The following is a 24,208-nucleotide window of genomic DNA, read 5'->3' on the forward strand; positions in this document are numbered from 1 at the left end:
TTCGTCCCCCGGCGTTTGGAAAAACCCCTTATAATCCATGGTTTTTATCCTTCGACGCGAGAATGACCGTGAGCTTACCTGCCTGCCCAAAATGCAATTCCGAATACACCTACGAAGACGGTGCGATGCTGATCTGCCCGGAATGCGCGCACGAATGGTCCGCCGAAGGAACAGCCGAAGCTGCCGACGACGTCAAAGTCATCAAGGATTCAGTCGGTAATACCCTGCAAGACGGCGATACCGTCACCGTGATCAAAGACCTGAAAGTCAAAGGCTCCTCGCTGGTGGTCAAGGTCGGCACCAAGGTCAAGAACATCCGTTTGGTCGACGGCGATCACGACATCGACTGCAAAATCGACGGCATCGGCGCGATGAAGCTGAAGTCGGAGTTTGTGAAGAAGGGCTAAGCTTGCCCGGCGGTTGACGCTTTGCTGAGCTTCAACGCCGTCGCCGATGTGTAATCCGAAGTTCGCGAGGACTTCGGATTTTTCATATCCGGCGTACGGAGTTTGCAGATTTTTCCTTCAAGTGGCGTAAGTACAATACCTATTCGCGCTTTAGCGAGCCCACTTGAGTCGCGCGACGCTGCCTCAAGCAAATCCTGGACAGCCAATAGGGTCATTTTTGAAAAGGTTTGCGTTTGTAAGCGCCGCCGCCGAGCGGGAATACAACGATCTGCCGGAAAATGTGCAGGATGAATTCGGCAAAGATCTGAGAGGGATTCAGTTTGACCAGGAACCACGACTGGCTATCAAGCAGCTTGTTGATTCCGTTGGCGCTGGCGTGATCGAGCTGATCATTAACGGCAGCCCGGCGTACCGCTGCCTTTATATCGCCAAATATGCCGACATGGTCGTCGTCCTGCACTCGTTCGTAAAAACGACGAATAACACCGATAGGCATGCGATGACGGTTGCTACGCTCCGGCTTAAGGAACTCAAAAGCGAGTTGCGAGGTATGGGATACCGGCTTTAAGCCTGCCTGGAAATCACAATTTGAGGTGAGGCATCGATATCCGACGCTGACATTGTGAAATTGGCGCGGAAGCCCAACCTGTCAAGCATGTCTATCATGGCGTCGATAGTGAATTTTTCGATTTTGCCGTTAGCCAGTTCCGAAACTCGCGACTGAGTCAAACCCAGCCTGACCGCCGCTTCGCTTTGCTTGAGACCCAACTTCTTGATGCAGTTGGTAATGAAGATTGAAAGATCCATCTTGAGTGCCATCTTGCTGGCAGCTTCTTCATCATGGGTCACGTGAAAAGGGCTGTCGTGAAATTGGAGCGCCATAACATGCCTCTACAGAATATCTTAAATTTAAGATAAAAGAGTAGCTTTGGATCCTCTTGTCGGTCAAGAGAATCTTCCGAATGGTCGGGCGACTTAGGGAAAGGGGGCGTAGGCATGCAGGCCAAGCTGTTGAAGGCCTAACGTTTCGATTCACTAAGCGCAAAAAGAGACAGCAAACCCAGATTCTTCCTTCAGGATTAACCGATATATTCCGTTGAGGTTATAATTCGGCTTCGCCATAGTTCATGGATGAACTGGGAAATAGAATACACAGACGAATTTGGCAGCTGGTGGGAGTGTCTGAGGACGAACGAGCAGTCGAGTGTCGAGGCGAGCGTAAGGTTGCTGGGGCAGTTCGGTCCCGCGCTTCGTTTCCCTCATTGCAGTGCTATCAAGGGCGCACGCCATGGCAACCTTCGAGAGTTACGCATACAGCACGGAGGTCGTCCGTTTCGAATCCTGTATGCCTTCGATCCAAGGCGCTGCGTTCTGCTGCTGATCGGAGGGGACAGGACCGGGCATAACCGGTGGTATATCGAATATGTGCCAATGGCCGAGCGACTGTATGACGAACATCTCGCCACGCTGCTTAACGAGGAACTGAACGATGGCTAAGAAATTTGCCGAGCTGCGGGCGCGCATGTCGCCGCAAGCGCTGGAGCTTGCCGACAAGCTCTACGAGCATCACTTGCAACAGATGCCGTTGCATGAGCTACGCCAAGCGAAGGCATTGAGCCAGGCAACCCTGGCGAAGACACTGCATATCAATCAAGCGGCGGTGTCCAAGATGGAGCGCCGTACAGACATGTATATCAGCACCCTGCGCAATTATATTCGGGCTATGGGTGGGGAGCTGGAGATCGTCGCTACCTTCCCGGACGGGCAGATAAAAATCGAAAATTTTACGAGCTGAGCTGAGCTGAGTGCGCCAAGGCGCTAATCACTCACCCTCATCAAACTTGTTGTCGATCAGCTCGACCAGGCCAGCCAGCGCAGCGTCTTCCTGTTCGCCTTCGGTCGACAAGTGGATTTCCGTACCTTTGCCTGCGGCGAGCATCATGACCGCCATGATGCTTTTGCCATCGACCATGCTCTCGGGCGAACGGCCGACTCTGATCTGGCAAGGGAATCTTCCGGCCACGCCGACGAATTTGGCAGCTGCGCGAGCGTGCAGGCCGAGCTTGTTGATGATTGTTATTTGACGAGCGGGCATCGCAGTGGAAGTCCTTTCAGCTAAGGTCGCGGTGACGGACCTGAACATTCTTGAGGGATTGATGCAGGACCTGGCCGAGGCGCTCGGTCAGGTAAACAGAGCGGTGGTGCCCGCCGGTGCAGCCAATGGCAATGGTGACATAGGAGCGATTGCTGGCAGCGAAACGGGGTAGCCATTTGTTGAGATAAGTGAAAATGTCCTGAAACATCTCTTCGACGTCGGGCTGCGCAGCGAGGTAGTCGATTACCGGTTGGTCAAGGCCCGATTGTTCGCGCAGTTCCGGCTTCCAGTAGGGATTGGGCAGGCAGCGAACATCGAAAACCAGATCGGCATCCACCGGCATGCCGCGCTTGAAACCAAATGACTCGATCAGGAACGCAGTGCCCGGTTCCGGCTTGTTGAGCAGACGCAGCTTCAAGGTGTCGCGCAGCTGATACAGGTTCAGGTGCGTGGTGTTGATCTTCAGGTCGGCCAGATCGATGATCGGGCCCAATAACGTGGTTTCGTCCCGAATCGCCTCGGCGAGCGAGCGATTTGCGGTGCTCAGCGGATGGCGGCGACGGGTTTCCGAGAAGCGCTTGAACAGGGTCGCTTCGTCAGCATCCAGATAAAGCACATCGCACTGAATATTGCGCGAGCGTACTTCTTCAAGCATCTGCGGGAAACGGGTCAGGTGACTTGGCAGGTTGCGCGCGTCGATGGAGACGGCGAGCAGCGGCTCGGCCAGCTCGGTATTGATCAGCGCGCGTTCGGCAAGCTCAGGCAGCAGGCCCGCCGGGAGGTTGTCAACGCAGTAGAAGCCGCTGTCCTCCAATACATCCAGGGCCGTACTCTTACCGGAGCCGGAACGGCCACTGACAATAATCATGCGCATGGTTAATGCCCGTTCTGCTCGTCCAGTACCACCTGATAAAGCGCTTCATTGCTATCAGCGCTGCGCAGACGGTCACGCACTTCTTTGCGATCAAGCATGCTGGCAATTTGGCGCAATAGCTCCAGGTGTGCATCGGTGGCAGCTTCCGGAACCAGCAGGACAAACAGCAGGTCCACAGGCGCACCATCAATGGCATCGAAATCAACAGGCGCTTTCAGGTGCAGCAACGCGCTGATGGGCGAGTGACACCCCTTCAGGCGACAATGAGGGATGGCGATTCCGTTGCCAAAGCCAGTAGAGCCAAGCTTTTCGCGGGCGATGAGGCTGTCGAACACAACCTGCCAATCCAGATCAGGCACTTCTCTGCCGATCAGCCTGGCAATCTGTTCGAGTGCACCTTTCTTACTGCCGCCCGGCACGTTCACGAGTGAACGGCCGGGGGTCAGGATGTTTTCGAGTCGGATCATGTGTGGGGGTATCAGCGAGCCGTCGCACCCTGAAGGTGGCCGATCTGCTTTTCCTTATGCTTGAGCAATTGTCTGTCTAGCTTGTCGGTCAGAAGGTCTATCGCCGCGTACATGTCGTCATGTTCCGCATTGGCGACTACCTTCGCGCCGGGGATATGCAGGGTGGCTTCGATTTTCTGTTTCAGCTTCTCGACCTCCATGATGACCTGCACATTGGTTATCTTGTCGAAGTGGCGCTCCAGCTTCCCGAGTTTTTCGGTGATGTAGGTGCGCATGGCGTCGGTCACATCCAGTTGATGTCCACTGATGTTGACTTGCATACCGCTTTCTCCTTATTGCCAGTGCATAAAGAGGCAGGCTGTTGCCTGCCACTGGAACGCTTTGGCCGGCAGCTGGGGCTTGGGTAAAAACGACTGCGGAGTGTGCGCGCCACGTCTTTACCCTTGCCGGGTCACATCAGTCGCTTGCGTTCGCTAGATGGCGCAATGCCCAGTGATTCGCGGTATTTAGCAACTGTGCGACGAGCTACCTGAATGCCTTGTGCCTCCAGTAAACCAGCGATCTTGCTGTCACTCAACGGCTTTTTCTGATTTTCGGCGGCAACCAGTTTTTTGATGATCGCGCGAATCGCCGTGGACGAACACTCACCGCCCTCGGACGTGCTTACGTGGCTCGAAAAGAAATATTTCAGTTCGTAGATACCGCGCGGCGTATGCATGAATTTTTGCGTGGTCACGCGGGAAATCGTCGATTCGTGCATGCCGACCGCTTCAGCGATGTCATGCAGGACCAGCGGCTTCATCGCTTCATCGCCGTATTCCAGGAAGCCGCGCTGATGCTCGACGATCTGCGTGGCAACCTTCATGAGCGTTTCGTTGCGGCTCTGCAGGCTCTTGATGAACCAGCGGGCTTCCTGCAACTGATTGCGCATGAAAGTGTTGTCGGCGCTGGTGTCGGCGCGGCGGACGAATCCGGCGTATTGCGGATTGACGCGCAGGCGCGGGACCGACTCTTGATTGAGCTCCACCAGCCAGCGTTCGTTGTCCTTGCGCACAATGACGTCCGGGACGACGTATTCGGCTTCGGCGGATTCGATTTGCGAACCCGGCCGTGGGTTGAGGCTCTGCACCAGTTCGATCACCTGGCGCAGCTCGTCTTCCTTGAGCTTCATGCGGCGCATCAGCTGGCCGTAATCGCGGCTGCCCAACAGGTCGATGAAGTCACTGACCAGGCGTTGCGCCTCGGCAAGCCAGCGGGTCTTGGCAGGCAGTTGACGCAATTGCAGCATCAGGCATTCGCTGAGGTTGCGCGCGCCGATACCGGCAGGTTCAAACTGCTGGATGCGGTGCAGAACGGCTTCGATCTCGTCGAGCTCGATGTCGAGTTCGGGATCGAAGGCGTCGAGAATTTCTTCGAGTGTTTCGTCCAGATAACCCTGATTGTTGATGCAGTCGATCAGCGTAACGGCAATCAGGCGATCAGTGTCGGACATCGGCGCCAGATTCAGCTGCCAGAGCAAATGGCTCTGCAGGCTTTCCCCGACGGATGTGCGAGTGGTGAAGTCCCATTCGTCGTCGTCATTGCTGGGCAGGCTGCTGGCGCTGGTCTGATAGACGTCTTCCCAGGCAGTGTCCACCGGCAGTTCGTTGGGAATGCGCTCGTTCCAGTCGCCTTCTTCCAGGTTGTCGACCGTCGGGGCGGATTCCTGATAGGTCGGCTCCTGAACATCAGGGTTGGGCTTTTGCTCGATGTTGTCAGCCAGCGGATCGGCGTTGTCGAAATCCTCGCCTTCTTCCTGGCGTTCCAGCATAGGGTTGGATTCCAGCGCCTCCTGAATCTCCTGTTGGAGATCCAGAGTCGAAAGCTGGAGTAAGCGGATGGCCTGTTGCAGCTGCGGCGTCATCGTCAGCTGCTGGCCCATTCTCAGGACTAGCGATGGTTTCATGGCTGGGGCTAACACCTTATTCGCCGGCGCACATGCGCCATCCACTATCAGGGCGCCGGGGCGCCTACATAAGCAAATTATATGCCTGAAACCGAAGTGTTTGCCTAGAGTGTGATGGCAATTAAAGCTTCATCATCGAAAACACTCTGGCATTGCTCGCTTCGGGAAGCGAGACACCGCAGCAATTACAGGCGGAACTCGTGACCGAGGTAAACCTCTTTCACCAGCTGATTGGCCAGAATGGTTTCCGAATCGCCTTCGGCGATCAGTTGCCCATCGTTGACGATGTAAGCGGTTTCGCAGATATCCAGGGTTTCGCGAACGTTGTGATCGGTGATCAGAACGCCGATACCCTTGGCTTTCAGGTGATGAATGATCTGCTTGATATCACCTACCGAAATCGGGTCCACGCCGGCGAACGGTTCGTCGAGCAGGATGAATTTCGGCGAAGTCGCCAGCGCGCGGGCGATTTCCACACGACGACGTTCACCGCCGGACAGGCTCATGCCCAGGTTGTCGCGGATATGGCTGATGTGAAATTCCTGCAACAGGCTTTCCAGTTCCTTGCGACGCGCGGCGCCGTCCAGCTCCTTGCGGGTCTCAAGGATCGCCATGATGTTGTCGGCGACCGAAAGCTTGCGAAAGATCGACGCTTCCTGGGGCAGATAACCAATACCTGCGCGCGCGCGGCCGTGCATGGGCTGATGGCTGACATCCAGGTCATCGATCAGGACACGGCCCTGATCGGCCTGAACCAGGCCGACGATCATGTAGAAGCAGGTTGTCTTGCCGGCACCGTTAGGCCCGAGCAGGCCAACGATTTGGCCACTGTCGATCGACAGGCTCACATCGCGTACGACCTGACGGCCCTTGTAGCTTTTAGCCAAATGCTGGGCTTTCAGCGTCGCCATTTACTGGGCCTTCTGCTGGTCGGTTTTCTTTTTCGGCTGGATAACCATGTCGATGCGCGGACGAGGTGTGGTGACCTTGTTGCCATTGGCACGGCCGGCGCTGACGATCTGCTTCACGGTGTCGTAGACGATTTTCTCGCCTTCGGACGTGTTGCCATCATTGATGACCTTGGCCTTGTCGATCAATACGATGCGATCCTGCGCCGCGTAGTATTGAATGGTAATGGCGTAGGCCTGAACGATTGGCTTGTCCACCGACGGCTTCTGCTCGTAATAAGCCAGGTTGCCAACGGAGGTGAACACGTCGACTTCGCCCTGAGCGTTACGGGTAATGGTCACGGTGTTGCCGGTGATCTTCATCGAGCCTTGCGTGATGATGACGTTGCCCTTGTAGGTGGCCACGCCTTTTTTGTCATCAAGCTGCGCGTCGTCAGACTGAATGTGGATCGGTTGATCGCGGTCAGTCGGCAGGGACCAGGCGCTCGCGCTTCCCAGTGCTGCGCCCAGGCCGAGCAATAAAGGAAGGGTTTTAACGAGCCTCATACTGTCCTCTTACGTTGGACAGCAGGTCCATCCTGCCGTCGTTCAAATACGCTTTCATTCCCTTGGCCGTGGTCACACCGCCCGCGCCGTCGATTCTAACGGCTTGCTCGGTCTGCGCATATTGCTTCTGTGGGAATACGGTCATTCGACTACTGGTGATAATGGTCGTACGGTTTTTATCATCGGTTCGTGCGACACGAACCGAATCGATCAATTCGACCTGAGTGCCGCCGGGGGAAACTTCACCCTGCTTGCTCTGGATGTGCCATGGATAAAGTGTGCCGCGAAACATTTGCAGGTCCGGCGTGGTCAGCAGCGTGACGTCGGTGGCCTTGAGGTGCTCGACCTTGTCCGCCGTCATCTCGTACTGCAGCTTGCCATCCGGCAGGTACTGAACGCTGTGGGCGTTGATCGCGTAGAAATCGATGGCGCTTTCGTCCACCGACGTCACGGGCTGATCCATGAAGCTTTCAGGGCTGATGTTCCAATAGCCGGCAGCGGCGAGCAGCACCGCCAATACGCCGAAGATCAGAAACGAGCGAATTTTTTTACTGAACATAAATGGCTTCTATAAGTAGGCGGCGTGGGCTGCTTCAAGGTTGCCCTGGGCGCTGAGAATCAGTTCGCAGAACTCGCGAGCCGCGCCTTCGCCGCCACGTGCCTGGGTAACGCCATGAGCGTGCTGCCGGACAAAACCGGCAGCATTGGCAACGGCCATGCCCAGTCCGACACGACGGATGACTGGCAAGTCTGGCAGATCATCCCCCAGATAAGCGACCTGTTCGTAACTCAAATTGAGCTGGCCGAGCAATTCATCCAGCACGACCAGTTTGTCTTCGCGACCCTGATACAGGTGCGCGATGCCCAGATTGCTGGCCCGCCGCTCGACAACCGGGGTCTTGCGGCCGCTGATGATAGCAGTGGTAACACCGGAGGCGATGAGCATCTTGATGCCCTGGCCGTCCAGCGTGTTGAAAGTCTTGAACTCGCTGCCGTCTTCCAGGAAGTAAAGGCGGCCGTCAGTCAGCACGCCATCGACGTCGAAAATCGCCAGCTTGATGTTCTTGCCACGTTGCAGCAGATCAGTGGTCATGGTCTCGTCTCCCATTACATGACGCCCGCGCGCAGAAGATCCTGCAAATTGAATGCGCCGACGGGGTGGTCGTTTTCGTCGACGACGATCAACGCGCCAATCTTGTGGTCTTCCATGATTTTCAAGGCTTCGGCCGCCAGCATCTCGGGGCGTGCAGTCTTGCCATGGAGCGTCATGACTTCATCAATAGTGGTCAGGCGGATGTCGATAGGGCGATCCAGCGTGCGGCGCAAATCGCCGTCGGTGAATATCCCCGCCAGTCGCCCATCGGCTTCAAGAATGGCGGTCATGCCCAGGCCCTTGCGGGTCATTTCCATCAATGAGTCGCGCAGCAGTGCGCCACGCGGCACCTTGGGCAGTTCGTCGCCGGTGTGCATGACATGCTCGACCTTGAGCAGCAATCGCCGGCCCAGTGCGCCGCCCGGATGGGAAAAGGCAAAGTCTTCGGCAGTGAAACCGCGTGCTTCCAGCAAGGCGACGGCCAGCGCATCACCCATTACCAGCGCCGCGGTCGTCGACGACGTCGGGGCCAGGTTCAGCGGGCAGGCTTCGTGCTCAACGTGGGCGTTCAAGTTGATGTCGGCGGCCTTGGCCAGCGTCGATGCCGGATTGCCCGTCAGGCTGATCATCTTGATGCCAAGGCGCTTGATAAGCGGCAGCAGCGTGACGATTTCAGCGGTGGTGCCGGAATTGGACAGCGCCAGAATGATGTCATCGGCGGTGATCATGCCCATGTCGCCATGACTGGCTTCAGCAGGATGCACGAAAAACGAGGTGGTGCCGGTGCTGGCCAGCGTGGCTGCGATTTTCTTGCCGATGTGCCCGGACTTGCCCATGCCGACCACGACAACGCGCCCTTTACTGGCAAGAATCATCTCGCAAGCGCGGACGAAATCCGCATCGATATGACTGAGCAAACCTTCTACGGCTTCTATTTCGAGGCGAATGGTGCGTTGTGCTGACTGGATCAGGTCGCTGGACTGGCTCATGGGGGAAATCGTTCAGCCTTCTAAAAGGCGGCGATTATAACGGTAATGCGCGATTCCCTCACGCTTGATCGTCACACTTTGTTGTCAAACCCGTGAACGCATCCGCAACTGCCTACAGCTTTGTAGGAAACGGCGCAAATTATTTGTCGTGATATTGATTCCTCCGGTTCTCGCTTGGGCGGCGTGATATTGCAGTGGTATAGTTCGCGGCCTGTTCGGCCCACCTAGACAGCATGCCGCCCGCCAAGGGATCAGGCAGCTGAGAGTGAGTCTGTAGCGCAAGGAGCTTTGATGAGTGCCGATAACGCCTACGCGATCGAGCTGAAGGGCGTTTCCTTCAAGCGCGGTACGCGCAGCATCTTCGAAAATGTCGATATTCGTATTCCCCGTGGCAAAGTCACCGGCATCATGGGGCCTTCGGGCAGTGGCAAGACAACCCTGCTGCGCCTGATGGGCGCACAACTGCGTCCGACTGCCGGCGAAATATGGGTCAACGGCCAGAACCTGCCCGAGCTGTCGCGCAGCGACCTGTTTGATGCACGCAAGCACATGGGCGTGCTGTTTCAGAGCGGCGCCTTGTTCACCGACCTCGACGTGTTCGAAAACGTGGCATTTCCCTTGCGTGTTCATACCGAACTGCCGGAAGAAATGATTCGTGACATTGTTTTGCTCAAATTGCAGGCAGTGGGGCTACGCGGCGCAATCGAATTGATGCCTGATGAGCTTTCCGGCGGCATGAAGCGACGTGTCGCGCTCGCGCGGGCCATCGCGCTGGATCCACAGATCCTCATGTACGACGAGCCTTTCGTGGGCCAGGACCCGATTGCAATGGGTGTCCTGGTGCGGTTGATCAAGCTGCTCAACGATGCACTGGGAATCACCAGCGTGGTGGTTTCCCATGATCTGGCCGAGACCGCCAGCATTGCCGATTACCTTTATGTGGTGGGCGATGGCCAGGTGCTGGGGCAGGGGACTCCGCAAGAGCTGATGGGCTCGGACAACCCTCGTATCCGTCAATTCATGACCGGCGACCCAGACGGCCCCGTGCCGTTTCATTATCCGGCGCCGGATTATCGCGAAGATCTTTTGGGGAAGCGCTGATGCGCAGCAAGTCATTATTAGAGCGGATACGCCTGCTGGGGCGTGCCGCTATCGATATCCTCACCGTATTGGGACGATCAGGGATTTTTCTGGTCCATGCCTTGTTCGGCCGTGGCGGGATGGGTGGCAGCTTTCAACTGCTGGTCAAACAGCTGCATTCGGTCGGTGTCATGTCGCTCGCGATCATCGTCGTCTCCGGCATGTTCATCGGCATGGTCCTGGCGTTGCAGGGTTTCAGCATTCTTTCCAGCTACGGCTCGGAGCAAGCCGTTGGCCAGATGGTGGCATTGACCTTGCTGCGTGAGTTGGGGCCGGTGGTGGCCGCTTTGCTGTTCGCCGGTCGTGCGGGTTCCGCGCTGACTGCCGAGATCGGCAACATGAAGTCCACCGAGCAGCTGTCCAGCCTGGAAATGATTGGTGTCGATCCACTCAAGTACATCATTGCACCGCGCTTGTGGGCCGGGTTCATCTCCTTGCCGATCCTGGCCATGATTTTCAGCGTGGTCGGCATCTGGGGCGGCTCCTGGGTCGCCATCGACTGGCTCGGCGTTTATGAAGGTTCGTTCTGGTCGAACATGCAGAACAGCGTTTCTTTCACCGGCGACGTGGTCAACGGTGTGATTAAAAGCATGATTTTTGCGTTTGTGGTGACCTGGATCGCCGTGTTCCAGGGTTACGATTGCGAGCCCACGTCAGAAGGGATCAGTCGCGCCACTACCAAAACAGTCGTATATGCCTCGTTGGCCATACTGGGCCTGGACTTTATCTTGACCGCCTTGATGTTTGGAGATTTCTGATGCAAAACCGCACCATCGAAACCGGTGTCGGCCTGTTCCTGCTGGCCGGGATACTGGCTTTGCTATTGCTGGCCCTGCGCGTCAGCGGTCTGAGCGGCAGCGCCACCAGCGAAACGTATAAACTTTATGCAAATTTCGACAATATTGCCGGTTTGACTGTCAGAGCCAAGGTAAGCATGGCCGGTGTCACGATTGGCAAGGTGACGGCGATCGATCTTGATCGCGATACCTTCACCGGTCGGGTGACCATGGAGCTGCAGAAGAAGGTTGATAACCTTCCGGTGGATTCCACCGCATCGATCCTGACCGCCGGCTTGCTGGGTGAAAAATACGTGGGTATCAGCGTGGGCGGCGATGAAAGCCTGCTCAAGGATGGCGGGACTATCCATGACACGCAGTCGTCGCTGGTGCTGGAAGACCTGATCGGCAAATTCCTGCTCAATACCGTGAGTAAAGACGCCAAATGAGGAGCTTTTACATGATCTCAACCTTGCGCCGTGGCCTGCTGGTATTACTGGCGGTGCTACCGATGCTGGCTAATGCGGCCGCTACACCGTCCGCGCATGACCTGGTGGATCGCACCACCAAGGAATTGCTCGCTGACCTGGCGGCCAACAAAGAACAGTACAAAACCAATCCCAGCGCCTTCTACGATGCACTCAACCGCATTGTCGGGCCGGTGGTGGATGCCGACGGCATTTCCAAAAGCATCATGACCGTCAAGTATTCACGCAACGCTTCGCCGGCCCAGATGCAGCGCTTCCAGGAAAACTTCAAGCGCAGCCTGATGCAGTTCTATGGCAATGCCTTGCTGGAATATAACAACCAGGGCATCACTGTTTCCCCGGAAAAGCCTGAAGGTGACGACCGCACCAGCGTCGACATGCTGGTCAAGGGCAACAACGGGGCGAACTATCCGGTGTCCTACACGCTCGTCAAGCTGGGCGGCGAGTGGAAAGTGCGCAACGTGATCATCAACGGCATCAACATCGGCAAACTGTTCCGCGATCAGTTCTCCGACGCGATGCAGCGCAACGGCAACAACCTGGATGCAACCATCAACGGTTGGGCTGGCGAAGTGGCCAAAGCCAAGGAAAAGGCGCCTGATGCTGCTGGTCAGGCTGCGCAATGACTGAGTCCGCCATTCGACTTGGCGCACCGGGTGAGTTGCAATTGGTTGGTGTGCTCGACTACCGCTCCGGCCCGGCCCTGCGCAAGCAGGGTTCGGCGCTGATCAAGTCGAGCGAGCTGCCAACCGTGGTGCTCGATTGCGCCGGTGTCGAGAAGTCCAGCAGTGTCGGCCTCGCCTTGTTGCTCGCATTCATGCGCGACGCCAGGGACGCAGGCAAGTCGGTCACCGTTCGCGCGATGCCTGAAGACATGCGCAAGATCGCCCAGGTATCAGAGTTGACCGAGCTGCTCGGCAACCATTGAAAGATGTCCATTGAATGAGCCCCTCGTCCGGGTCCCGCGTTGCGGGGTTCGCATTGAGTGGGCTTTTTTGTATGATGGCCGACCCGCGCGCGTAGGTCGCCAATCGAGGTTAAGCATGCACGCCGTAGAAGTTAAGAGCTTCCTTGAAGGGAAGTTACCTGGGATCCAGGTCGAAGTTGAAGGCGAAGGCTGCAACTTCCAGCTCAACGTGATCAGTGACGAGATAGCTACTCTAAGCCCCGTCAAGCGTCAGCAGCAGATCTATGCTCATTTGAACCCCTGGATCGCCGATGGCAGCATCCATGCGGTCACTATGAAATTTTTCAGCCGCGCTGCATGGGCCGAGCGCACCTGAGCCAATTGGCGTCGAGATTCTTATGGATAAACTGATTATTACTGGCGGCGTTCGTCTGAATGGCGAAATCCGCATCTCCGGGGCTAAGAACTCTGCCCTGCCGATTCTTGCCGCTACGTTGCTGGCCGACGGACCGGTCACCGTGCAGAACCTGCCGCACCTGCACGACATCACTACCATGATCGAGCTGTTTGGTCGCATGGGCATCGAGCCTGTGATCGACGAAAAGCTCAGCGTTGAAATTGACGCCCGTACCATCAAGACCCTGATCGCGCCGTACGAACTGGTGAAAACCATGCGTGCCTCGATTCTGGTGCTGGGCCCTATGGTTGCCCGTTTCGGTGAAGCCGAAGTGGCATTGCCTGGCGGTTGCGCCATCGGCTCGCGTCCGGTGGACCTGCACATCCGTGGTCTTGAAGCCATGGGCGCGATCATTGACGTGGAAGGCGGCTACATCAAGGCCAAGGCGCCTGAAGGCGGCCTGCGTGGCGCTCACTTCTTCTTCGATACCGTCAGTGTGACCGGGACCGAGAACATCATGATGGCCGCCAGCCTGGCCAACGGCCGCAGCGTTCTGCAGAACGCCGCCCGCGAACCTGAAGTGGTCGACCTCGCCAACTTCCTGATCGCCATGGGTGCCAAGATTCACGGCGCCGGCACTGACACCATCACCATCGATGGCGTGAAGCGCCTGGGTTCGGCGACTTACAAGGTCATGCCCGATCGCATCGAAACCGGTACTTACCTGGTTGCCGCTGCTGCCACTGGCGGTCGCGTCAAGCTCAAGGACACTGACCCGACGATCCTCGAAGCGGTGTTGCTCAAGCTTCAGGAAGCGGGCGCCGAAGTCACCACCGGCGTCGACTGGATCGAACTGGACATGCACGGCAAGCGCCCGAAAGCCGTCAACATCCGGACCGCACCGTATCCTGCGTTCCCGACTGACATGCAGGCGCAGTTCATTTCGCTCAATGCCATCGCTGAAGGCACTGGCGCCGTGATCGAAACCATCTTCGAAAACCGCTTCATGCACGTGTACGAAATGCACCGCATGGGTGCGCAGATCCAGGTTGAGGGTAATACTGCAATCGTGACCGGCACCGAGATTCTCAAAGGCGCGCCAGTCATGGCGACCGACCTGCGTGCATCCGCCAGTCTGGTGATCTCCGCACTGGTTGCCCAGGGCGACACCCTGATCGATCGCATCTACCACATAGATCGTGGTTACGAGTGCATCGAAGAGAAGCTGCAAATGCTGGGCGCCAAGATCCGTCGCGTTCCGGGCTAGTCGCTTCAAACATCCCGTCAGCCTGACCGAATCAGTTTGGTCAGGCTGACGGGAATGTGCTTCGACACTTGTGTGATTTTTGATTCGTTCCACCTCATGCCGGGTGTTCTTCGCATGAGGGTTGTGCGGCGCCGTTTGCGTCCGGACAAAAGTTTCCTGATAAGGACTGACGTTTCCCATGTTGACCATCGCACTGTCCAAGGGCCGTATCCTTGACGACACACTGCCGCTTCTCGCTGAAGCGGGCATCGTGCCGACCGAGAATCCGGACAAGAGCCGCAAGCTGATCATCCCGACGACCCAGGCCGATGTGCGCCTGCTGATCGTGCGCGCCACCGATGTGCCGACCTACGTCGAGCATGGCGCTGCCGATCTGGGTGTTGCCGGTAAAGATGTGTTGATGGAATACACCGGCCAGGGTCTTTATGAACCGCTGGACCTGCAGATTGCCAAGTGCCGGCTGATGACCGCCGGTGCCATTGGTGCCGTAGAGCCCAAAGGCCGTCTGCGCGTGGCCACCAAGTTCGTCAACGTAGCCAAGCGTTATTACGCCGAGCAGGGTCGTCAGGTCGACATCATCAAGCTGTACGGCTCCATGGAGCTGGCGCCACTGATTGGCCTGGCTGACAAGATCATCGACGTGGTCGACACCGGCAACACGCTGCGCGCCAATGGCCTGGAGCCGCAGGAATTGATTGCCATGATCAGTTCGCGCCTGGTGGTCAACAAGGCTTCCATGAAAATGCAGCACGCCCGCATTCAGGCGCTCATCGACACCCTGCGCAATGCAGTGGAGTCACGACACCGCGGCTGACATACCCGCGCGGCCTTGAGTCGCGCCCGTCTATCCGCCTCATAGCCAGAATTCTCAGGTGCCCAAGCGGATCGACTGCTAGTTTAGGGCGCCTGAGTTTTTGCCATTCCTATGAGGCTCTCGCTATGACCGCACCGACTGCAATTCGCCGACTCAATGCTGCTGACCCTGATTTCGCACATCATCTGGATCATCTGCTGAGCTGGGAAAGTGTGTCTGATGATTCGGTCAACGAGCGCGTGCTGGAAATCATCAAGGCTGTGCGCGAACGTGGCGATGCCGCGCTGGTTGAGTACACGCAGCGCTTTGACGGTTTGCAGGTCGCTTCGATGGCGGATCTGATCCTGCCTCGGGAGCGTCTGGAACTGGCATTGACGCGCATCACGGCGTCCCAGCGCCAAGCACTGGAGAAAGCTGCGGATCGGGTGCGCATGTACCACGAAAAGCAGAAACAGGATTCCTGGACCTACACCGAGGCTGATGGCACGGTGTTGGGCCAAAAAGTCACGCCGCTGGATCGCGCCGGGCTGTATGTGCCGGGCGGCAAGGCGTCTTACCCTTCATCGGTGCTCATGAACGCGATTCCCGCGAAAGTGGCGGGCGTCACTGAAGTGGTCATGGTTGTGCCGACGCCGCGTGGCGAAATCAACGAACTGGTGCTGGCTGCCGCCTGTATTGCCGGCGTCGACCGGGTCTTCACCATCGGCGGCGCACAAGCGGTTGCCGCATTGGCCTATGGCACCGAAAGCGTGCCCAAGGTCGATAAGGTCGTCGGCCCCGGCAACATCTATGTGGCGACAGCCAAGCGCCACGTGTTCGGTCAGGTCGGCATCGACATGATCGCCGGTCCTTCGGAAATCCTCGTGGTCTGCGACGGCCAGACCGATCCGGACTGGATCGCCATGGATCTGTTTTCCCAGGCCGAGCACGATGAAGACGCCCAGGCGATTCTGGTCAGCCCGGACGCTGAGTTCCTCGATAAAGTCGCGGCGAGCATCGCTAAATTGCTGCCGACCATGGAGCGTGCCGAAATCATCGACAAGTCGATCAATGGCCGTGGTGCTTTGATCAAAGTGGTGGATATGCAGCAGGCAATTGAAGTCGCCAACCGGATTGCGCCGGAACACCTGGAGTTGTCGGTGGCCGATCCGGAAACCTGGTTGCCGCTGATCCGCCACGCGGGCGCGATCTTCATGGGTCGTCACACTTCTGAAGCGCTGGGCGACTATTGCGCGGGGCCGAACCACGTCCTGCCAACCTCGGGCACCGCGCGCTTTTCATCGCCGCTGGGTGTATACGATTTCCAGAAGCGCTCCTCGATCATCTATTGCTCGGAGCAGGGCGCGTCTGAATTGGGCAAGACTGCTTCAGTGCTGGCCCGGGGCGAGTCGCTGACCGCTCACGCGCGCAGCGCCGAATACCGAATCATCGACAGCACTGAAGGGCAGGGGAACTGAAATGAGTAAATTCTGGAGTGCGTTCGTCAATGATCTGGTGCCTTATGTGCCGGGCGAACAGCCGAAGCTTACCAAGCTGGTCAAACTCAACACCAATGAAAATCCGTACGGCCCATCGCCAAAGGCCTTGTCGGCGATGCGCGCCGAGCTGACCGATGACCTGCGCCTGTATCCGGATCCGAACAGCGATCTGCTCAAGCAGGCAGTGGCCAGTTATTACAGCGTGCCGGCCAGCCACGTCTTTCTCGGTAACGGCTCCGACGAAGTGCTGGCGCACATCTTCAACGCGTTTTTCCGCCACGACAAACCGCTGCTGTTTCCGGACATCAGCTACAGCTTCTATCCGGTGTATTGCGGTTTGTATGGCATCGATTTCGATGCCGTGCCGCTGGACGAAGATTTCCAGATTCGCGTCGAGGATTACGCCAAGCCTAACGGCGGCATCATTTTCCCCAACCCGAATGCGCCAACCGGTTGCCTGCTGGCACTGGAAGCTGTGGAAAAACTGGTCAAATCCAGCCCGGATTCAGTGGTCGTAGTCGACGAGGCGTATATCGACTTTGGTGGCGAAACCGCAATCGGCCTGGTGCAGCGTTATCCCAACCTGCTGGTCACCCAGACGTTGTCCAAGTCGCGTTCGCTGGCGGGCTTGCGGGTCGGCCTGGCGGTTGGCCATCCGGATCTCATCGAAGCGCTGGAGCGGGTCAAGAACAGCTTCAACTCCTATCCGCTGGATCGCCTGGCGATTGTTGGCGCGACGGCAGCGTTCGAGGATCGCGAGCACTTCGACGCGACCCGCAATGCAGTGATCGCCAGTCGTGAAGCATTGATCGCGGCGTTGCAGGAGAAGGGGTTCGAGGTATTGCCTTCGGCGGCGAACTTCATCTTCGCCCGTCACTCCGACCACGATGCGGCAGGGCTGGCGGCGCAACTGCGTGAGCAAGGCGTGATCGTGCGGCACTTCACGCAGAAACGCATCGCGCAATTCCTGCGCATCAGCATTGGCACGCCGGAGCAGAATCAGGCGCTGCTGGATGGGTTGGCGGGGTTGTAGGTTACAAGCGCAATATCTGTAGGACTGGCTTTAGTCGGGAGTGCGTCCTCCCGGCTAAAGCCGGTCCTACCAACGAAGCGCTAATTCGAGAGCGAGACGCCAGACAGGCCTATTCCTGCTCAACCGGCGTCACTGCCGGTGGCGGGCGCATGCCGACTTCGGCGCTGAGCTTCATTTCCTTGCCGTTACGCATGACCTGGATGTCGATCTTGTCGCTGGGTTTGGTGCGGGCCACCTGATTCATCGAGCGTCGTCCGTCGCCGGCGGGCTCGCCATTGATGCTCAGGATCACATCGCCGAGCTGCAAGCCGGCTTTCTGCGCCGGGCCGTCGCGGAAAATACCCGCGACAACGATGCCAGGACGATCCTTCAAGCCGAACGACTCGGCCAGTTCCTGGGTCAAGGGTTGCACTTCAATGCCCAGCCAGCCGCGAATCACCTGACCGTGCTCGATGATCGACTTCATGACGTCCATCGCCAGCTTGGTCGGAATCGCAAAACCAATGCCCTGTGAGCCACCGGACTTGGAAAAGATCGCGGTATTGATACCGGTCAGGTTGCCATTGGCATCGACCAGCGCACCGCCGGAGTTGCCCGGGTTGATGGCTGCGTCGGTCTGAATGAAATCTTCGTAAGTGTTGAGACCGAGCTGATTGCGACCCGTGGCGCTGATAATGCCCATGGTTACGGTCTGGCCGACGCCGAACGGGTTGCCGATAGCCAGCGCGACATCGCCGATGCGGATGCTGTCAGAGCGGCCAATGGTGATTGCCGGCACGTTCTTCAGGTCAATCTTGAGCACTGCCAGATCGGTCTCGGGGTCGCTGCCGATCACCCGGGCGATGGTTTCCCGACCGTCCTTGAGGGCCACGACAATCTGGTCCGCGCCAGTGGTCACGTGGTTGTTGGTCAGAATGTAGCCTTCCGGACTCATCATGACGCCCGAGCCAAGACTGGATTCCATGCGTTTCTGCTTGGGCAGGTTATCGCCGAAGAAGCGGCGGAATTGCGGGTCTTCGAACAGTGGATGGCTGGTCTTGTTAACCATCTTGGTCGTGTAGAGATTGACGACCGCAGGCGCCGCAATGCTCACTGCGTCGGCATAGGACACCGGCCCTTGCTGAACCTTGGTGGTCTGTGGCGCCTGTTGCAGATTCACATCCAGAGTGGGCAAACCAACCCATTGCGGGTAACGCTGAATAATCAGTAGAGCGATGAGCACACCGGCCAGCAACGGCCAGCCGAAAAACCGCAGTGCTTTGAACATTGAGCAGTCCTGAAAGTGGTTCGACGCTGCGGCTGGTCGCCCATCTGCGCCATAATGGGCGGCATTATACGAGCAGTTGCTGTCCTGTCTCGGAAATAAGCAGTACGAAAGTGTACGTTTTCCCGAGTCAGGACACTATCCGCGCTGAACCGATTATTCAGGAGTCTTTCATGGCCGTTGCGCTGAGCACCCTAGTAGAAGAAGCCGATCGCTATCTGAGCAGCGCCCGCATCCAGGACTACTGCCCCAACGGCCTGCAAGTCGAGGGCCGCCCGCAAGTCATGCGCATCGTCAGTGGCGTCACCGCCAGTCAGGCGTTGCTCGATGCCGCGGTAGAGGCCCAGGCCGATCTGATCCTCGTCCACCACGGTTATTTCTGGAAGGGCGAAAACCCCTGCGTGACCGGCATGAAGCAGCGTCGCCTGAAAACCCTGCTCAAGCACGACATCAGCCTGCTGGCGTACCACTTGCCGCTGGATCTGCATCCGGACGTCGGCAATAACGTGCAGTTGGCGCGGCAATTGGATATCACCGTCGAGGGGCCGCTCGATCCGGAAAACCCAAAGGTCATTGGTCTGGTCGGCTCACTGGCCGAGCCGATGATGCCTCGGGATTTTGCCCGGCGCGTGCAAGAAGCGCTGGGACGCGAACCCTTGTTGATCGAAGGCAGCGAGATGATTCGCCGGGTTGGCTGGTGTACCGGCGGCGGGCAGGGTTACATCGATCAGGCGGTGCTGGCCGGCGTCGATCTGTTCCTCAGCGGCGAAGCCTCGGAGCAAACGTTTCACAGTGCCCAGGAGAACAACATCAGCTTCATCGCCGCCGGTCACCACGCCACCGAGCGTTACGGGGTTCAGGCGTTGGGGGATTATCTGGCCCGGCGCTTTGCGCTGGAGCATCTGTTCATCGACTGTCCCAATCCGATCTGATCACCCAAACGAGGCGGTATATCCATAGATCGTTTCGATCTATCCCGCCTCCTGAATAGAAGCAGTCGCTGTGCTAGAGTGCCGCCTCGAACACGGCCCGCTGGCCGTCCCGGGCGTTTGCCCGGTCAATAACGAATGCAATCCGTGAGTAGCCATGGTCGACAAACTGACGCATCTGAAACAGCTGGAGGCGGAAAGCATCCACATCATCCGCGAGGTCGCCGCCGAGTTTGATAATCCGGTGATGCTGTACTCCGTCGGTAAAGACTCTGCCGTCATGCTTCACCTGGCGCGCAAGGCGTTTTTCCCGGGCAAGTTGCCGTTTCCGGTAATGCACGTGGATACCCGGTGGAAATTCCAGGAAATGTATCGTTTCCGCGACCGCATGGTCGAGGAACTGGGCCTGGACCTGATCGTTCACGTCAATCCCGATGGCGTTGCGCAGGGTATCAACCCGCTGACCCACGGCAGCTCCAAGCACACCGACATCATGAAGACCGAAGGTCTCAAGCAGGCCCTGGACAAATACGGCTTTGATGCCGCGTTTGGTGGCGCGCGTCGTGATGAAGAAAAGTCTCGTGCCAAAGAGCGCGTGTACTCGTTCCGCGACACCAAGCATCGCTGGGACCCGAAAAACCAGCGTCCCGAGTTGTGGAATGTGTACAACGGCAACGTCAACAAAGGCGAGTCGATCCGCGTATTCCCGCTGTCCAACTGGACCGAGCTGGATATCTGGCAGTACATCTACCTTGAAGGTATCCCGATTGTGCCGCTGTATTTCGCCGCCGAGCGCGACGTTATCGAGATGAACGGCACCTGGATCATGATCGACGACGAGCGCCTGCTCAATCACCTCAGCGATGAGGACAAGGCACGCATCGTCAAGAAAAAAGTCCGTTTCCGCACACTTGGCGACTACCCGTTGACGGGCGCAGTCGAGTCCGAGGCCACCAGCCTCACCGACATCATTCAGGAAATGCTCCTGACGCGAACTTCCGAACGCCAGGGCCGGGTCATCGATCACGATGGCGCAGGTTCGATGGAAGAAAAGAAACGTCAGGGTTATTTCTAAGGGGTTGTCATGTCGCACGTATCTGATTTGATCAGCGAGGACATCCTCGCCTATCTGGGCCAGCACGAACGCAAGGAAATGCTGCGTTTTCTGACCTGTGGCAACGTCGATGACGGCAAGAGCACGCTGATCGGGCGTCTGCTGCACGACTCCAAGATGATCTACGAAGATCACCTGGAAGCCATCACCCGCGATTCGAAGAAATCCGGCACCACCGGCGATGACGTGGATCTGGCGCTGCTGGTCGACGGCCTGCAGGCCGAGCGCGAGCAGGGCATCACCATCGATGTGGCTTACCGCTATTTCTCCACCGCCAAGCGCAAGTTCATCATTGCCGATACGCCAGGCCACGAGCAGTACACCCGCAACATGGCCACCGGCGCATCGACCTGCGACCTGGCGATCATTCTCGTGGACGCCCGTTACGGCGTGCAGACCCAGACGCGGCGACACAGCTTCATTGCCTCGCTGCTGGGCATCAAGCACATCGTCGTGGCGATCAACAAGATGGACCTCAACGGCTTCGACGAAAGCGTTTTCGAGTCGATCAAGGCTGATTACCTGAAGTTCGCCGAAGGTATCGCCTTCAAACCGACGACCATGGCCTTTGTGCCGATGTCGGCGCTCAAGGGCGACAACGTGGTGAACAAGAGCGAGCGCTCGCCCTGGTACACCGGTCAGCCGCTGATGGAAATCCTCGAAACCGTCGAGATCGCCAACGACCGCAACTACACCGACCTGCGTTTCCCGGTGCAGTACGTCAACCGTCCGAACCTGAACTTCCGTGGTTTCGCCGGCACGCTGGCCAGCGGCATCGTGCACAAGGGCGACGAAGTCGTGGTGCTGCCGTCGGGCAAGAGCAGCCGCGTGAAATCCATTGTCACCTTCGAGGGCGAGCTGGAGCACGCCGGTCCCGGTCAGGCGGTAACCCTGACCATGGAAGACGAGATCGATATTTCCCGTGGCGACCTGTTGGTGCATGCCGACAACGTGCCGCAGGTTACCGACGCGTTCGACGCCATGTTGGTGTGGATGGCCGAAGAACCCATGCTGCCGGGCAAGAAATACGACATCAAGCGCGCGACCAGTTACGTGCCGGGTTCGATCACCAGCATCGTGCACCGCGTGGATGTGAACACGCTTGAAGAAGGTGCCGCCAGTTCGTTGCAGCTCAACGAGATTGGTCGGGTCAAGGTCAGCCTTGATTCGCCTATCGCTCTGGACGGTTACGACAGCAATCGCACCACCGGCTCGTTCATCGTCATTGATCGCCTGACCAATGGCACCGTCGCGGCGGGCATGATCATCGCCAAAGCGGTGGGCAGCAGCAGCGCCAGTCATCATGGCAAGCTTGCCCATGTAGCGACCGAAGAGCGTGCCCAGCGCTTCGGCCAGCAACCGGCCACCGTGCTGTTCAGCGGCCTGTCCGGCGCTGGCAAGAGCACCCTGGCCTATGCGGTCGAGCGCAAGCTGTTCGACATGGGCCGGGCGGTGTTCGTGCTCGACGGCCAGAACCTGCGTCACGACCTGAACAAGGGTCTGCCGCAGGATCGTGCCGGGCGTACCGAAAACTGGCGTCGTGCCGCGCACGTGGCGCGTCAGTTCAACGAAGCGGGCCTGCTGACGCTGGCGGCGTTCGTGGCGCCGGATGCCGAAGGTCGCGAGCAAGCCAAATCGCTGATCGGTGCTGATCGTCTGCTGACCGTTTACGTCCAGGCGTCGCCTGCCGTTTGCCGCGAGCGTGACCCACAAGGCCTGTATGCCGCTGATGGCGACAACATTCCCGGTGAGTCCTTCCCGTACGACGTGCCGCTCAACGCCGACCTGGTCCTCGACACGCAGTCGCTGAACCTTGAAGAAAGCGTCAAACAAGTGCTGGAACTGCTGCGCAGCCGTGGCGCGATCTGATCCTTGATCTGACGCTGTAACAAAAAACCCGCCAGATGATGGCGGGTTTTTTGTTGATACACCCCGTAGGACCGGCTTTAGCCGGGAGGGCGTCGGTCCATCCCAGATAGCAGGCGAAAACAAACCTGTGCCCACAAAAAACCCCGCCATTCATTCCAATGGCGGGGTTTTTGTGTGCAGCGTGTCGCGAATTACTTTTTCAAACCGTAATGTTCATCCAGCATGCCTGGGGCATTCGGCATTTTCGGCGCGTAGTCCTTGGGCGGCTCTGCCTGGGTGCGTGGCGGCGTCAGACGATCACGCTGGATCGTATTGGCTTCCGGGTGCAGCGCAGCGAGCAGGCGCTGACGGGTCTGTTCATCGAGGGCCAGACGATTGGCGCCCTCGGCGAGGTGTTCCTGAACTTCCTGATAGCTCTGGGACAGCTTCTGCACCAGATTAGCCGTACTGTTGAAGTGAGTGACCACCTCGTTCTGATAATTGTCGAAACGCTCCTGAACGTCATCCAGCTGGCGCTGGGTTCCATTGGGGGCGGTGTTGGGCAGCAGACGTGCGACCAGGAAACCGATAACCAGACCGGCGACCAGCGCAAGGGTCGGCAACAACCAAACTAAGAGCGAGTGTTCCACGAGTCCTTCCTCTATAAACGGCTTTGCTTTACGTTAACGGCTCGAACCTGCTCTGTATACCGCGACACGCTCACGGATACGTAACCGGCAGACAATCAGCTAGACGAGTCGACCCAATCCGAGGTCACGGAGTTCATTTTTGCTCATGCGCGAAACCCCTGTTTTGATTGATGGCCCGGTGGGCCAGCTCGAAGCGCTGTACCTGGATCTGGCGGATGCCAAAGGCCTGGCGCTGATTTGCCATCCTAACCCGGTACAGGGCGGCACCATGCTCAATAAAGTCGTCTCGACCCTGCAACGCACGGCTCGCGACGCTGGCCTGAGTACCCTGCGCTTCAATTATCGCGGCGTTGGCGCCAGTGCCGGCACCTCCGAAGCCAGTATGGGCGAAGTCGAAGATGCTGTGGCCGTGGCCCGCTGGTTGCGCGAGCAGCAGCCCGAACTGCCGATCACCTTGTTCGGTTTTTCCTTTGGCGGCTACGTCGCGGCGACCCTGGCTGGGCGGCTTGAGGCCAGTGGCGAACAGCTGAAACATCTGTTCATGATCGCGCCGGCGGTCATGCGCCTGGGCGAACAGGATCAGCTGCCGCAGAACTGTCCGCTGACCCTGATCCAGCCGGAAACCGACGAAGTCATCGATCCGCAAGTGGTATATGACTGGTCCGCCGCGCTGCCGCGTCCACACGAGCTGCTGAAAGTGGCAGAATGCGGACACTTTTTTCACGGCAAGCTGACCGATCTCAAGGATCTGGTCATGCCGCGCCTTTCGAATTGATGAC

Annotated in this window: 31 protein-coding genes; 18 read left to right on the plus strand and 13 right to left on the minus strand. The window is 58.0% G+C overall.

Annotated features, from left to right (window positions below; genetic code table 11):
- The first annotated feature begins 62 nt into the window (after positions 1-62).
- On the plus strand, positions 63-407 hold the full coding sequence (locus tag CFII64_RS21270; RefSeq protein ID WP_044901604.1) for a zinc ribbon domain-containing protein YjdM: 345 nt from the start codon (positions 63-65) through the stop codon (positions 405-407).
- Positions 408-624: 217 nt separating this feature from the next.
- Positions 625-975, plus strand: a complete 351-nt coding sequence (locus CFII64_RS29460) for a type II toxin-antitoxin system RelE/ParE family toxin (RefSeq protein ID WP_020292910.1) — start codon at positions 625-627, stop codon at positions 973-975.
- Here CFII64_RS29460 and CFII64_RS21280 read toward each other — a convergent pair.
- Complete coding sequence (locus tag CFII64_RS21280) at positions 972-1,289, minus strand: helix-turn-helix domain-containing protein (RefSeq protein WP_020292911.1); 318 nt, start codon at positions 1,287-1,289, stop codon at positions 972-974. The genes CFII64_RS29460 and CFII64_RS21280 overlap by 4 nt on opposite strands.
- 249 nt (positions 1,290-1,538) lie before the next feature.
- Between CFII64_RS21280 and CFII64_RS21285 the strand changes: the two genes are divergently transcribed.
- Positions 1,539-1,904, plus strand: coding sequence for a type II toxin-antitoxin system RelE/ParE family toxin (locus CFII64_RS21285; protein ID WP_020292912.1), 366 nt, complete (start codon positions 1,539-1,541; stop codon positions 1,902-1,904).
- The gene (locus tag CFII64_RS21290) at positions 1,897-2,202 is read left to right on the plus strand and encodes an XRE family transcriptional regulator (protein WP_020292913.1); all 306 of its coding nucleotides are present in this window, start codon (positions 1,897-1,899) and stop codon (positions 2,200-2,202) included. The genes CFII64_RS21285 and CFII64_RS21290 overlap by 8 nt, the downstream gene beginning before the upstream one ends.
- A 27-nt stretch (positions 2,203-2,229) precedes the next feature.
- Here CFII64_RS21290 and CFII64_RS21295 read toward each other — a convergent pair whose 3' ends face one another.
- From CFII64_RS21295 to CFII64_RS21340, 10 genes are all read right to left on the minus strand, one after another.
- Positions 2,230-2,502 carry an HPr family phosphocarrier protein gene (locus CFII64_RS21295; protein WP_020292914.1) on the minus strand — a complete coding sequence of 91 codons (273 nt, stop codon included), beginning with the start codon at positions 2,500-2,502 and terminating at the stop codon, positions 2,230-2,232.
- Between the two features lie 16 nt (positions 2,503-2,518).
- Positions 2,519-3,376, minus strand: coding sequence for an RNase adapter RapZ (gene rapZ / locus CFII64_RS21300; protein WP_020292915.1), 858 nt, complete (start codon positions 3,374-3,376; stop codon positions 2,519-2,521).
- 2 nt (positions 3,377-3,378) lie between these two features.
- On the minus strand, positions 3,379-3,843 hold the full coding sequence (gene ptsN / locus CFII64_RS21305) for a PTS IIA-like nitrogen regulatory protein PtsN (protein WP_020292916.1): 465 nt from the start codon (positions 3,841-3,843) through the stop codon (positions 3,379-3,381).
- Between the two features lie 11 nt (positions 3,844-3,854).
- Entirely contained in the window at positions 3,855-4,163 is a 309-nt protein-coding gene (gene hpf, locus CFII64_RS21310; RefSeq protein WP_020292917.1) for a ribosome hibernation-promoting factor, HPF/YfiA family, read from the minus strand.
- 131 nt (positions 4,164-4,294) lie between these two features.
- Positions 4,295-5,788, minus strand: a complete 1,494-nt coding sequence (locus CFII64_RS21315; protein ID WP_020292918.1) for an RNA polymerase factor sigma-54 — start codon at positions 5,786-5,788, stop codon at positions 4,295-4,297.
- A 185-nt stretch (positions 5,789-5,973) separates the two neighbouring features.
- Positions 5,974-6,699 (minus strand): LPS export ABC transporter ATP-binding protein, encoded by a 726-nt coding sequence (lptB, locus tag CFII64_RS21320; RefSeq protein WP_020292919.1) that lies wholly within the window; start codon positions 6,697-6,699, stop codon positions 5,974-5,976.
- Complete coding sequence (lptA, locus tag CFII64_RS21325) at positions 6,700-7,242, minus strand: lipopolysaccharide transport periplasmic protein LptA (protein ID WP_020292920.1); 543 nt, start codon at positions 7,240-7,242, stop codon at positions 6,700-6,702.
- The gene (gene lptC / locus CFII64_RS21330; RefSeq protein WP_020292921.1) at positions 7,229-7,801 is read right to left on the minus strand and encodes an LPS export ABC transporter periplasmic protein LptC; all 573 of its coding nucleotides are present in this window, start codon (positions 7,799-7,801) and stop codon (positions 7,229-7,231) included. Before lptC ends, lptA begins: the two co-directional genes overlap by 14 nt.
- Positions 7,802-7,810: 9 nt before the next feature.
- Complete coding sequence (locus CFII64_RS21335) at positions 7,811-8,335, minus strand: HAD family hydrolase (RefSeq protein ID WP_020292922.1); 525 nt, start codon at positions 8,333-8,335, stop codon at positions 7,811-7,813.
- A 14-nt stretch (positions 8,336-8,349) separates the two neighbouring features.
- On the minus strand, positions 8,350-9,324 hold the full coding sequence (locus CFII64_RS21340; RefSeq protein WP_020292923.1) for a KpsF/GutQ family sugar-phosphate isomerase: 975 nt from the start codon (positions 9,322-9,324) through the stop codon (positions 8,350-8,352).
- Positions 9,325-9,615: 291 nt separating this feature from the next.
- On the opposite strand from CFII64_RS21340, the gene CFII64_RS21345 reads away from it, so the two are divergent.
- The 10 genes from CFII64_RS21345 (at position 9,616) to hisC (ending at position 17,624) form a co-directional block, all read left to right on the plus strand.
- Positions 9,616-10,425: an ATP-binding cassette domain-containing protein gene (locus tag CFII64_RS21345; RefSeq protein ID WP_020292924.1), complete on the plus strand. Its 810-nt coding sequence runs from the start codon at positions 9,616-9,618 to the stop codon at positions 10,423-10,425.
- The gene (gene mlaE / locus CFII64_RS21350) at positions 10,425-11,222 is read left to right on the plus strand and encodes a lipid asymmetry maintenance ABC transporter permease subunit MlaE (RefSeq protein ID WP_020292925.1); all 798 of its coding nucleotides are present in this window, start codon (positions 10,425-10,427) and stop codon (positions 11,220-11,222) included. The genes CFII64_RS21345 and mlaE overlap by 1 nt, the downstream gene beginning before the upstream one ends.
- Positions 11,222-11,689 carry an outer membrane lipid asymmetry maintenance protein MlaD gene (gene mlaD, locus CFII64_RS21355; RefSeq protein WP_020292926.1) on the plus strand — a complete coding sequence of 156 codons (468 nt, stop codon included), beginning with the start codon at positions 11,222-11,224 and terminating at the stop codon, positions 11,687-11,689. Before mlaE ends, mlaD begins: the two co-directional genes overlap by 1 nt.
- 11 nt (positions 11,690-11,700) lie before the next feature.
- A complete protein-coding gene (locus tag CFII64_RS21360) occupies positions 11,701-12,354 on the plus strand; it encodes a phospholipid-binding protein MlaC (RefSeq protein ID WP_020292927.1) in 654 nt (217 codons plus the stop codon).
- Positions 12,351-12,656 carry a lipid asymmetry maintenance protein MlaB gene (locus CFII64_RS21365; RefSeq protein WP_020292928.1) on the plus strand — a complete coding sequence of 102 codons (306 nt, stop codon included), beginning with the start codon at positions 12,351-12,353 and terminating at the stop codon, positions 12,654-12,656. The genes CFII64_RS21360 and CFII64_RS21365 overlap by 4 nt, the downstream gene beginning before the upstream one ends.
- Positions 12,657-12,771: 115 nt before the next feature.
- A complete protein-coding gene (locus CFII64_RS21370; RefSeq protein ID WP_020292929.1) occupies positions 12,772-13,011 on the plus strand; it encodes a BolA family protein in 240 nt (79 codons plus the stop codon).
- Between the two features lie 22 nt (positions 13,012-13,033).
- Complete coding sequence (gene murA, locus CFII64_RS21375; protein ID WP_020292930.1) at positions 13,034-14,299, plus strand: UDP-N-acetylglucosamine 1-carboxyvinyltransferase; 1,266 nt, start codon at positions 13,034-13,036, stop codon at positions 14,297-14,299.
- Between the two features lie 178 nt (positions 14,300-14,477).
- Positions 14,478-15,113 (plus strand): ATP phosphoribosyltransferase, encoded by a 636-nt coding sequence (gene hisG, locus CFII64_RS21380; RefSeq protein WP_020292931.1) that lies wholly within the window; start codon positions 14,478-14,480, stop codon positions 15,111-15,113.
- 125 nt (positions 15,114-15,238) lie between these two features.
- Positions 15,239-16,570 carry a histidinol dehydrogenase gene (hisD, locus tag CFII64_RS21385; protein WP_020292932.1) on the plus strand — a complete coding sequence of 444 codons (1,332 nt, stop codon included), beginning with the start codon at positions 15,239-15,241 and terminating at the stop codon, positions 16,568-16,570.
- Position 16,571: 1 nt separating this feature from the next.
- Positions 16,572-17,624 carry a histidinol-phosphate transaminase gene (gene hisC / locus CFII64_RS21390; RefSeq protein ID WP_020292933.1) on the plus strand — a complete coding sequence of 351 codons (1,053 nt, stop codon included), beginning with the start codon at positions 16,572-16,574 and terminating at the stop codon, positions 17,622-17,624.
- A gap of 109 nt (positions 17,625-17,733) precedes the next feature.
- Here hisC and algW read toward each other — a convergent pair whose 3' ends face one another.
- Positions 17,734-18,891: a Do family serine endopeptidase AlgW gene (algW, locus tag CFII64_RS21395; protein WP_020292934.1), complete on the minus strand. Its 1,158-nt coding sequence runs from the start codon at positions 18,889-18,891 to the stop codon at positions 17,734-17,736.
- A 170-nt stretch (positions 18,892-19,061) separates the two neighbouring features.
- Here algW and CFII64_RS21400 point away from each other — a divergent pair, with 170 nt between their 5' ends.
- From CFII64_RS21400 to cysN, 3 genes are all read left to right on the plus strand, one after another.
- On the plus strand, positions 19,062-19,820 hold the full coding sequence (locus CFII64_RS21400) for a Nif3-like dinuclear metal center hexameric protein (RefSeq protein WP_020292935.1): 759 nt from the start codon (positions 19,062-19,064) through the stop codon (positions 19,818-19,820).
- 154 nt (positions 19,821-19,974) lie between these two features.
- Positions 19,975-20,892, plus strand: coding sequence for a sulfate adenylyltransferase subunit CysD (gene cysD, locus CFII64_RS21405; protein WP_020292936.1), 918 nt, complete (start codon positions 19,975-19,977; stop codon positions 20,890-20,892).
- 9 nt (positions 20,893-20,901) lie between these two features.
- Positions 20,902-22,800 carry a sulfate adenylyltransferase subunit CysN gene (gene cysN / locus CFII64_RS21410; protein ID WP_020292937.1) on the plus strand — a complete coding sequence of 633 codons (1,899 nt, stop codon included), beginning with the start codon at positions 20,902-20,904 and terminating at the stop codon, positions 22,798-22,800.
- A gap of 191 nt (positions 22,801-22,991) precedes the next feature.
- Here cysN and CFII64_RS21415 read toward each other — a convergent pair whose 3' ends face one another.
- Positions 22,992-23,429, minus strand: a complete 438-nt coding sequence (locus CFII64_RS21415; protein WP_020292938.1) for a YhcB family protein — start codon at positions 23,427-23,429, stop codon at positions 22,992-22,994.
- Positions 23,430-23,574: 145 nt separating this feature from the next.
- Between CFII64_RS21415 and CFII64_RS21420 the strand changes: the two genes are divergently transcribed.
- Positions 23,575-24,204 carry an alpha/beta hydrolase gene (locus tag CFII64_RS21420; RefSeq protein ID WP_020292939.1) on the plus strand — a complete coding sequence of 210 codons (630 nt, stop codon included), beginning with the start codon at positions 23,575-23,577 and terminating at the stop codon, positions 24,202-24,204.
- The last annotated feature ends 4 nt before the right edge of the window (positions 24,205-24,208 follow it).

Source organism: Pseudomonas sp. CFII64 (assembly GCF_000416235.1).
Taxonomy (GTDB): Bacteria; Pseudomonadota; Gammaproteobacteria; order Pseudomonadales; family Pseudomonadaceae; genus Aquipseudomonas.